The organism is Azospirillum doebereinerae, from assembly GCF_003989665.1.
GTDB lineage: Bacteria > Pseudomonadota > Alphaproteobacteria > Azospirillales > Azospirillaceae > Azospirillum > Azospirillum doebereinerae.
Window position 1 is genome coordinate 150,975 of record NZ_RZIJ01000018.1, and the last position, 6,393, is coordinate 157,367.

The following is a 6,393-nucleotide window of genomic DNA, read 5'->3' on the forward strand; positions in this document are numbered from 1 at the left end:
GTGTGGATCAGCCTTCGGCGCGGCCGAGCTGGTCCATCAGTTCGCGCCATTCGCGCTTGGACAGACCGCTGCTCTCCTGCGTCACCGGCTCGCCGGCCAGCAGGCGCTTCACGACCTCCAGCCCGGTGCGGGACAGGTGGCTGCCGCCCATGCGGTACTCGGTGAAGGAGTCGTGGACCGCCGGGACCCAGCGGCGGACGATGTCCAGCATCGCCTCGGCGTAGACGCGGATCTCGTACTGGGCGTGGCTGTCGGCGCGCAGCGACAGGAAATGCAGCAGGTTCTGGAGATCGACCTTCCAATACCACTGCGTGTAGTAGTTCAGCGGCAGGTTCATGCGCGCCAGTTCGCGGGCCAGACCCTGGCGGGACTCGTCGATGACGGTGCCGTCCTCGCGCTGGTTCAGCATCTCCTCGTAATGGTCGTAGGAGCGCTCGGCGTCGTCGCGCAGCAGCTTGAGGACGGCGGCGGCCTCCTCGCCCTCCAGCACGTCGCCGCGGCCCTGCCGGTTCACCACCGCCTGGGCGCCGAGCTGTTCGGGCGCCGGGATGTAGAACTCGCGGTCGAGGATCGAGTAACGCGCCGAATACTCGTTCACGTTGGCCGTGCGGTGGCGGATCCACTGGCGGGCGACGAAGATCGGCAGCTTGACGTGGAACTTGATCTCGCACATCTCGAACGGGGTCGAGTGGCGGTGGCGCATCAGATACTTGATGAGGCCGGCGTCCTCGCTGACCTTCTTGGTGCCCTTGCCGTAGGACACGCGCGCGGCCTGCACGACGGCGGCGTCGTCGCCCATGTAGTCGATGACGCGGACGAAGCCGTGGTCGAGCAGTTCGACCGGCTGGTAGAGGATCTCCTCCAGCGCCGGAACGGTGGCGCGGCGGGTGGTGGCGGTGACGGCGCGCAGGCGATCGATTTCGTCGCGCTGCTCGGGCGTGATCGGCATGGTGACTCCGGTGCTTCGATGGCCGGCACTCTAGCGCGCGCGCCGGGTCGGTTCCAAGGGAGTCAATGCCGCAATCCGACGACGCAATTGGAATGGACGCCACGCAACCCCTTCCATTGCCGGGCGGGACCTCCTATATTCCGACCGTCGGTTCGCCGACTATGGTGATAAACGCCTTATGGAATAAGCGTTGTGGACCCGGGGGCGGTACCCGGCGCCTCCACCAACCATCTTCCGGACTCATTGGCCGGGGTCGTTGGGGGCGAAACAGGATCGACACGCGTGGTAAAGATAAGGTTTTTGCCCGGCATGGTTCCGCCGTTATCGGGCCGTTGCAATAGTTGCCAATGACAACGTTGCTCAGGCTCGCCTCGCTGCCTAACGGCGGCTGGTAGCCTAAACTTAATCCCTGATGGTTAGCGCCTGAGGGTGGGGCCGTGGGCCGCCTAGCAACAGAAGGCCCACACTTCTCCGTTCTTCCAGCTTCCCAAAGCGATTTCCAGGGACCCGCCCAAGCATGCCGAAAGAGCAGCTTCGCTATGACCGGATGGTCGAAACCGCGCTGCGCGGAGTCGTCCGCGACGCGCTGACCGACGTGGCCGAGCGCGGGCTGCCCGGCAATCACCACTTCTACCTGACGTTCCGCACCGGCTATCCCGGCATCGACATCCCGGAATACCTGACGTCGCAGTATCCCAACGAGATGACCATCGTTCTCCAGTTCCAGTATTACGGGCTGGAGGTGCACGACGATCATTTCGAGGTGACGCTGAGCTTCAACAACGTGCACGAGCGTCTGGTGATCCCGTTCGCCGCGATCACCACCTTCGCCGATCCCTCGGTGAACTTCGCCCTGCAGTTCCAGCCGGCGACGCCCGGCGAATCGGCCGATGTCGCCGCCATCCCGGCCCGTCCGGTCACGGTCGAGCGCAAGGACGAGTCGAAGACCGCCGACGACGCCCCGGCCGAGGAGCCCAAGCGCGGCGAGGTCGTCGCCCTGGACGCCTTCCGCAAGAAGTAACCGCCCTTCCCATGCCCGCCCGTCCGCCGAGCGAGTTCGTCGTCACCGTCTGCGAGACGCTGGCGGCGCTCGGCGACGTGCGGGCGCGCCGCATGTTCGGCGGCTACGGCATCAGCTGCGACGGGCTGACCTTCGCGCTGGTGTCCGACGACACGCTCTATTTCAAGGTCGACGACGCCAACCGGGCGTCCTACGAGGCGCTGGGGCTGGAACCGTTCCGCCCCTTCACGGACAGGCCGACGGCGCTGTCCTACCGCCCTCCCCCCGACTCGGCGCTCGACGATCCCCGCGACTTGCTGGATTGGGCGCGCCCGGCTTTGGAAGCCGCCCTGCGCGCGGCGGCCCGCAAGGGGCGGTCGAAGGGCGAAGGGCGCTGACATGCCCTTCTCCCCTTGCGGGGCGAATCCCGGAGGACGCCAAAGGCGTCCGATGGGTTCGCGGGTTGGGATGAGGGGTATTCGCCGAAGGCGGAAAGCTTGCAACCCCTCACCCCAACCCCTCTCCCACAAGGGGAGAGGGGCTATAATGTTTATCCCCGATCGCCCGTCAGATGTTCTCCGCCATATGCTCCGTCGCGGCTGCGGGCTTGGGCTCCGTCGCGCGGCGGCGGATCTGCCGGGCGAAGCGCAGCGGATTGGGCAGGAAGGACAGCACCGACCCGACCTTGCCCAGCGAGGCGGTCGCCTTGCCCACGCTCATCACGTCGGCCAGCCGCCGGTCGATGAAGGCCCAGGTCTCCGCGTGGTCCTCCGACTGGTCGTCGAGCCAGTAGAAGGTCGCGGAGCTGACCACGGCGGCCAGCAGGGCGCGCTTGGTGTAGTGGTTGTGGTCGGTGGAGGTGTCGCCGGCCGCGAACCACATCGAATCGACCGTCCGGTGCAGCAGCTTCAGCCCGAGCCCGAAATTCTGCGGCATCGCCAGATAGGAGATCTGCCGGCGCTTGGCCTCGCGGTAAGGCGCCAGCACCTCGAAATGGGTGCGGACGGCGAGCGCGATCTTCTCGCGCACCTTCATCGCTTCGAACGACGGGGTGTCGAGCCGGTTCAGCGTCTCGCGGTCGGTCCAATCGGCGAAATGCTCGATGGCCTCGGGAACGCCGCCCGGAAAGGCGCGGGTCAGGGCCGAGGGCTGGTGCCCCGCCATTTCCGTCCCGTCGCGCAGCGCCTGGAGGCTCCAGCCGTCGAAGACGACGTTGGGCAGCGTCGCCAGAAGGATCTCGTCGCGAAGCCGGTCGATGCTCATCGGTGTCTCCTACCCGTTCCGGGCTTCGGTGATGTGGTGGGCTTCCTCGATGAAGGTGAGGAGCTTCAGGTCGTCCATGCGGTCGATGTAGAGGACGCCGTCGAGGTGGTCGGTCTCGTGCTGGACGACCCGGGCGTGGAAGCCGCTGGCTTCGCGCTCGATGGGCTGGCCGTCCAGCCCGACGCCCCGGTAGCGGATGCGGCTGTGGCGCGGCACCAGCCCGCGCAGGCCGGGGATCGACAGGCAGCCCTCCCAGCCCAGCTCCATCCCGCCGTCCAGCGGCTCGATCACCGGGTTGATCAGCACGGTCGTCGCCACCGATTCGCCCTCGCCACGGTCGGCGGGCACGCGGAAGACCACGATGCGCCGCGACACGTCGATCTGCGGCGCCGCCAAGCCAACACCCGGCGCGTCGATCATGGTGTCGATCATGTCGGCGGCAAGCCGCGCGAGGTCGGGATCGGTCGGATCCGCAATCGGCTGGGCCATCGCGCGCAGTACCGGGTTGCCCATGCGGGCGATCGTCAACAAGGCCATGCCTTATTATCTGTGACCGGCGCCCGTCACGGCAACAGTTTCACCGCGGTTATTCCGGCTTTTCCAAGCATAAGCGTCACAATCTCCCAAGACTCCCCTTCACAAGGGGGCGGCAGCGTGCTACACACTCAACCACACAAGGGGTGCGCCCGCCGCGCATGCCTGCTTGTTGCTTACGGGCAACACGGCTCACTTGGAAGGGTGACGGTTAACGTGCAAGTTCTGGTCCGAGATAACAACGTCGATCAGGCCCTCCGCGCGCTCAAGAAGAAGATGCAGCGCGAGGGAATTTTCCGTGAAATGAAGTTGCGTCGCAACTACGAGAAGCCCTCGGAGAAGCGCGCTCGCGAGAAGGCCGAAGCGGTTCGTCGCACCCGCAAGCTTCTCCGCAAGCGGATGGAACGCGAGGGCTATTAATCGACAGGCGCCGTCAGGGCGCCTTGCGATTTCGGGCGCGCCACGGTGCGCCCAAGACCCCTTTGTGTCTTGCACCTGGACCGTCCCGTGAATCATCGCGTGGGCGGTTTTGGTGTATCCGCTTTTTGCCTGCCCGATTGTGCGTGGGACCCGCGTATTGCCGCGCCACGCCGCTTTCCTGGGGCCGGCTTTCTCGTGGGAAGATCGTCATGAGCGCTTCGAAGTCCAACGCCCGCGTGTCGGTTCCGGCGCTGCGCGCCCGCAAGGGCGGCGAGCCCATCGTCTGCCTGACCGCCTACACCGCACCGGTGGCCCGCCTGCTCGACCCGCACGTCGACCTGCTGCTGGTCGGCGACTCGCTGGGCATGGTGATCTACGGCTTCGACAGCACGCTGCCGGTCACGCTGGACATGATGATCGCCCATGGCGCCGCCGTGACGCGCGGGTCGGAGCGGGCCTGCGTGGTGGTCGACCTGCCCTTCGGCAGCTACCAGGAGAGCCCGCAGGCGGCCTTCCGCGCCTCGGCCCGCGTGATGGCGGAGACCGGCGCCCAGGCGGTGAAGCTGGAGGGCGGGCTGGAGATGGCCGAGACGGTGGCCTTCCTGACCGCGCGCGGCATCCCGGTGATGGGGCATGTCGGGCTGACCCCGCAGTCGGTCAACACGCTGGGCGGCTACAAGGCCGTCGGCCGCGACGAGGCCGCCGCCGAGCGGATCGCCGCCGACGCCCGCGCCATTGCCGAGGCCGGCGCCTTCTCGCTGGTCATCGAGGGCACCATGGAATCGCTGGCCCGCCGCATCACCGAGGAGGTGGCGATTCCGACCATCGGCATCGGCGGCTCGCCGGCCTGCGACGGTCAGGTGCTGGTGACCGACGACATGATCGGCCTGTTCGGGGCGTTCCAGCCGAAATTCGTCAAGCGCTACGCCGAGTTGGGCGCCGCCGTCGGCGAGGCCGCCGCGTCCTACGCCGCCGAGGTGCGGGCGCGCCGCTTTCCCGGCCCGGAGCATTGCTTTGGCGTGAAGAAGGCCGCCGCAGCGGTTTGAAGCGTCAAACCTCGGTCAGCAGATAGATCGAGGTCGCGCACAGCCACAGCCCGAACAGCAGGATTCCGCACATCACGCGGGTCCACAGGCTGATCTGCGACTCGACGGGGCTGTCGTCCTTATCATCATCCATGGGGGCGGCTCCGCTGCGGCTTGAGGTGTCGTTCGCCCAAGCTCTAGCGAAGCCGTGTTTCCGCCTTGTGTCCCGGACAGCCGCTTTGTGTAACCGAACGTAACCGTCCGGCCCCGGTCACAGCCCGTCGACGATGATCATGTTGAAGTCGGCGGCGCCCGCGCGGGCCGCCCGCGCCGCGCGGTATTCCGGGCTGTCGTAGAAGGCGCGGGCGGCGGCCATGTCGGGGAATTCCAGGATCACAACCCGGTTCGGCTGCCAATTCCCCTCCATCACCGCCGTCTCGCCGCCCCGGCTGAGGAAGCGCCCGCCGTTGACGGCGACGGCGTTGGGCGACAGCGCCTTGTAACTCTCGTAAGCGACCGTGTCCGTCACCTTGATGTCGGCGATCACATAGGCGGGCATGGGCGTCGTCCTCTTCTGGAAATGCGCGCACGAAAAAGGCGCGAGGAGCCTAGCCCCTCGCGCCCGTTCGTTCAAACCCCGCTCGTGCGGCGGAGGATCAGGCTTCCATCGCCTTCACGACCTCTTCGGTGACCTTCTTGGCGTCACCGAACAGCATCATCGTGTTGGGGCGGAAGAACAGCTCGTTCTCGACCCCGGCGTAGCCGGCGGCCATGCCGCGCTTGATGAAGAACACCGTCTTGGCCTTCTCCACGTCGAGGATCGGCATGCCGTAGATCGGCGAGGCCGGGTCGGTCTTGGCGGCCGGGTTGGTCACGTCGTTGGCGCCGATGACGAAAGCCACGTCCGCCGTGCCGAACTCACGGTTGATGTCCTCCAGCTCGAAGACCTCGTCGTAGGGGACGTTGGCCTCGGCCAGCAGCACGTTCATGTGACCGGGCATGCGGCCCGCCACCGGATGGATGGCGTATTTGACGCTGACGCCCTCGTGCTTGAGGGTGTCGGCCATCTCGCGCAACGCGTGCTGCGCCTGCGCCACCGCCATGCCGTAGCCCGGCACGATGATGACCGACTGCGCGTTCTTCATGATGTAGGCGGCGTCCTCGGCCGAGCCGGCCTTGACGCTGCCCTGCGGGCCCTTGGC

The 6,393-nt window shown here is 66.9% G+C and carries 10 protein-coding genes and 1 other RNA gene; 5 read left to right on the forward strand and 6 right to left on the reverse strand.

Features of this window, described 5'->3' with window-relative positions; genetic code table 11:
• Window positions 1-7: 7 nt before the first annotated feature.
• Window positions 8-949 carry an FAD-dependent thymidylate synthase gene (thyX, locus tag EJ913_RS21270; protein WP_127001613.1) on the reverse strand — a complete coding sequence of 314 codons (942 nt, stop codon included), beginning with the start codon at window positions 947-949 and terminating at the stop codon, window positions 8-10.
• A 107-nt stretch (window positions 950-1,056) separates the two neighbouring features.
• Here thyX and ssrA point away from each other — a divergent pair.
• The 3 genes from ssrA to EJ913_RS21285 all read left to right on the forward strand — a co-directional run bounded on the left by ssrA (window position 1,057) and on the right by EJ913_RS21285 (window position 2,347).
• Window positions 1,057-1,417: a transfer-messenger RNA gene (gene ssrA / locus EJ913_RS21275) on the forward strand.
• 49 nt (window positions 1,418-1,466) lie between these two features.
• Window positions 1,467-1,970: an SspB family protein gene (locus tag EJ913_RS21280; protein ID WP_127001615.1), complete on the forward strand. Its 504-nt coding sequence runs from the start codon at window positions 1,467-1,469 to the stop codon at window positions 1,968-1,970.
• Window positions 1,971-1,981: 11 nt separating this feature from the next.
• On the forward strand, window positions 1,982-2,347 hold the full coding sequence (locus EJ913_RS21285) for a TfoX/Sxy family protein (protein WP_127001617.1): 366 nt from the start codon (window positions 1,982-1,984) through the stop codon (window positions 2,345-2,347).
• A 169-nt stretch (window positions 2,348-2,516) separates the two neighbouring features.
• Here the strand turns inward: EJ913_RS21285 and EJ913_RS21290 are convergent, their stop codons facing one another.
• Complete coding sequence (locus tag EJ913_RS21290) at window positions 2,517-3,212, reverse strand: COQ9 family protein (RefSeq protein WP_127001618.1); 696 nt, start codon at window positions 3,210-3,212, stop codon at window positions 2,517-2,519.
• 9 nt (window positions 3,213-3,221) lie between these two features.
• A complete protein-coding gene (gene def / locus EJ913_RS21295; RefSeq protein ID WP_127001620.1) occupies window positions 3,222-3,749 on the reverse strand; it encodes a peptide deformylase in 528 nt (175 codons plus the stop codon).
• A 213-nt stretch (window positions 3,750-3,962) separates the two neighbouring features.
• Here def and rpsU point away from each other — a divergent pair, with 213 nt between their 5' ends.
• On the forward strand, window positions 3,963-4,166 hold the full coding sequence (gene rpsU / locus EJ913_RS21300) for a 30S ribosomal protein S21 (protein ID WP_012974546.1): 204 nt from the start codon (window positions 3,963-3,965) through the stop codon (window positions 4,164-4,166).
• 209 nt (window positions 4,167-4,375) lie between these two features.
• Complete coding sequence (gene panB / locus EJ913_RS21305; protein ID WP_127001622.1) at window positions 4,376-5,212, forward strand: 3-methyl-2-oxobutanoate hydroxymethyltransferase; 837 nt, start codon at window positions 4,376-4,378, stop codon at window positions 5,210-5,212.
• Window positions 5,213-5,216: 4 nt separating this feature from the next.
• Here panB and EJ913_RS33085 read toward each other — a convergent pair whose 3' ends face one another.
• The 3 genes from EJ913_RS33085 to EJ913_RS21315 all read right to left on the reverse strand — a co-directional run.
• Window positions 5,217-5,345 carry a hypothetical protein gene (locus EJ913_RS33085; RefSeq protein ID WP_274389796.1) on the reverse strand — a complete coding sequence of 43 codons (129 nt, stop codon included), beginning with the start codon at window positions 5,343-5,345 and terminating at the stop codon, window positions 5,217-5,219.
• Window positions 5,346-5,462: 117 nt separating this feature from the next.
• The gene (locus tag EJ913_RS21310) at window positions 5,463-5,750 is read right to left on the reverse strand and encodes a DUF1330 domain-containing protein (RefSeq protein WP_127001624.1); all 288 of its coding nucleotides are present in this window, start codon (window positions 5,748-5,750) and stop codon (window positions 5,463-5,465) included.
• A 97-nt stretch (window positions 5,751-5,847) separates the two neighbouring features.
• The coding region (locus EJ913_RS21315; protein WP_148125291.1) for an NAD(P)(+) transhydrogenase (Re/Si-specific) subunit beta at window positions 5,848-6,393 on the reverse strand (546 nt) is incomplete at its 5' end.

Bases quoted from the DNA above. Each gene is read 5' to 3' on its own strand.
- EJ913_RS33085 (WP_274389796.1), bottom strand. From the start codon at position 5,345: ATGGATGATGATAAGGACGACAGCCCCGTCGAGTCGCAGATCAGCCTG.
- EJ913_RS21310 (WP_127001624.1), bottom strand. From the start codon at position 5,750: ATGCCCGCCTATGTGATCGCCGACATCAAGGTGACGGACACGGTCGCT.
- def (WP_127001620.1), bottom strand. From the start codon at position 3,749: ATGGCCTTGTTGACGATCGCCCGCATGGGCAACCCGGTACTGCGCGCG.
- panB (WP_127001622.1), top strand. From the start codon at position 4,376: ATGAGCGCTTCGAAGTCCAACGCCCGCGTGTCGGTTCCGGCGCTGCGC.
- EJ913_RS21285 (WP_127001617.1), top strand. From the start codon at position 1,982: ATGCCCGCCCGTCCGCCGAGCGAGTTCGTCGTCACCGTCTGCGAGACG.
- thyX (WP_127001613.1), bottom strand. From the start codon at position 949: ATGCCGATCACGCCCGAGCAGCGCGACGAAATCGATCGCCTGCGCGCC.
- EJ913_RS21290 (WP_127001618.1), bottom strand. From the start codon at position 3,212: ATGAGCATCGACCGGCTTCGCGACGAGATCCTTCTGGCGACGCTGCCC.
- EJ913_RS21280 (WP_127001615.1), top strand. From the start codon at position 1,467: ATGCCGAAAGAGCAGCTTCGCTATGACCGGATGGTCGAAACCGCGCTG.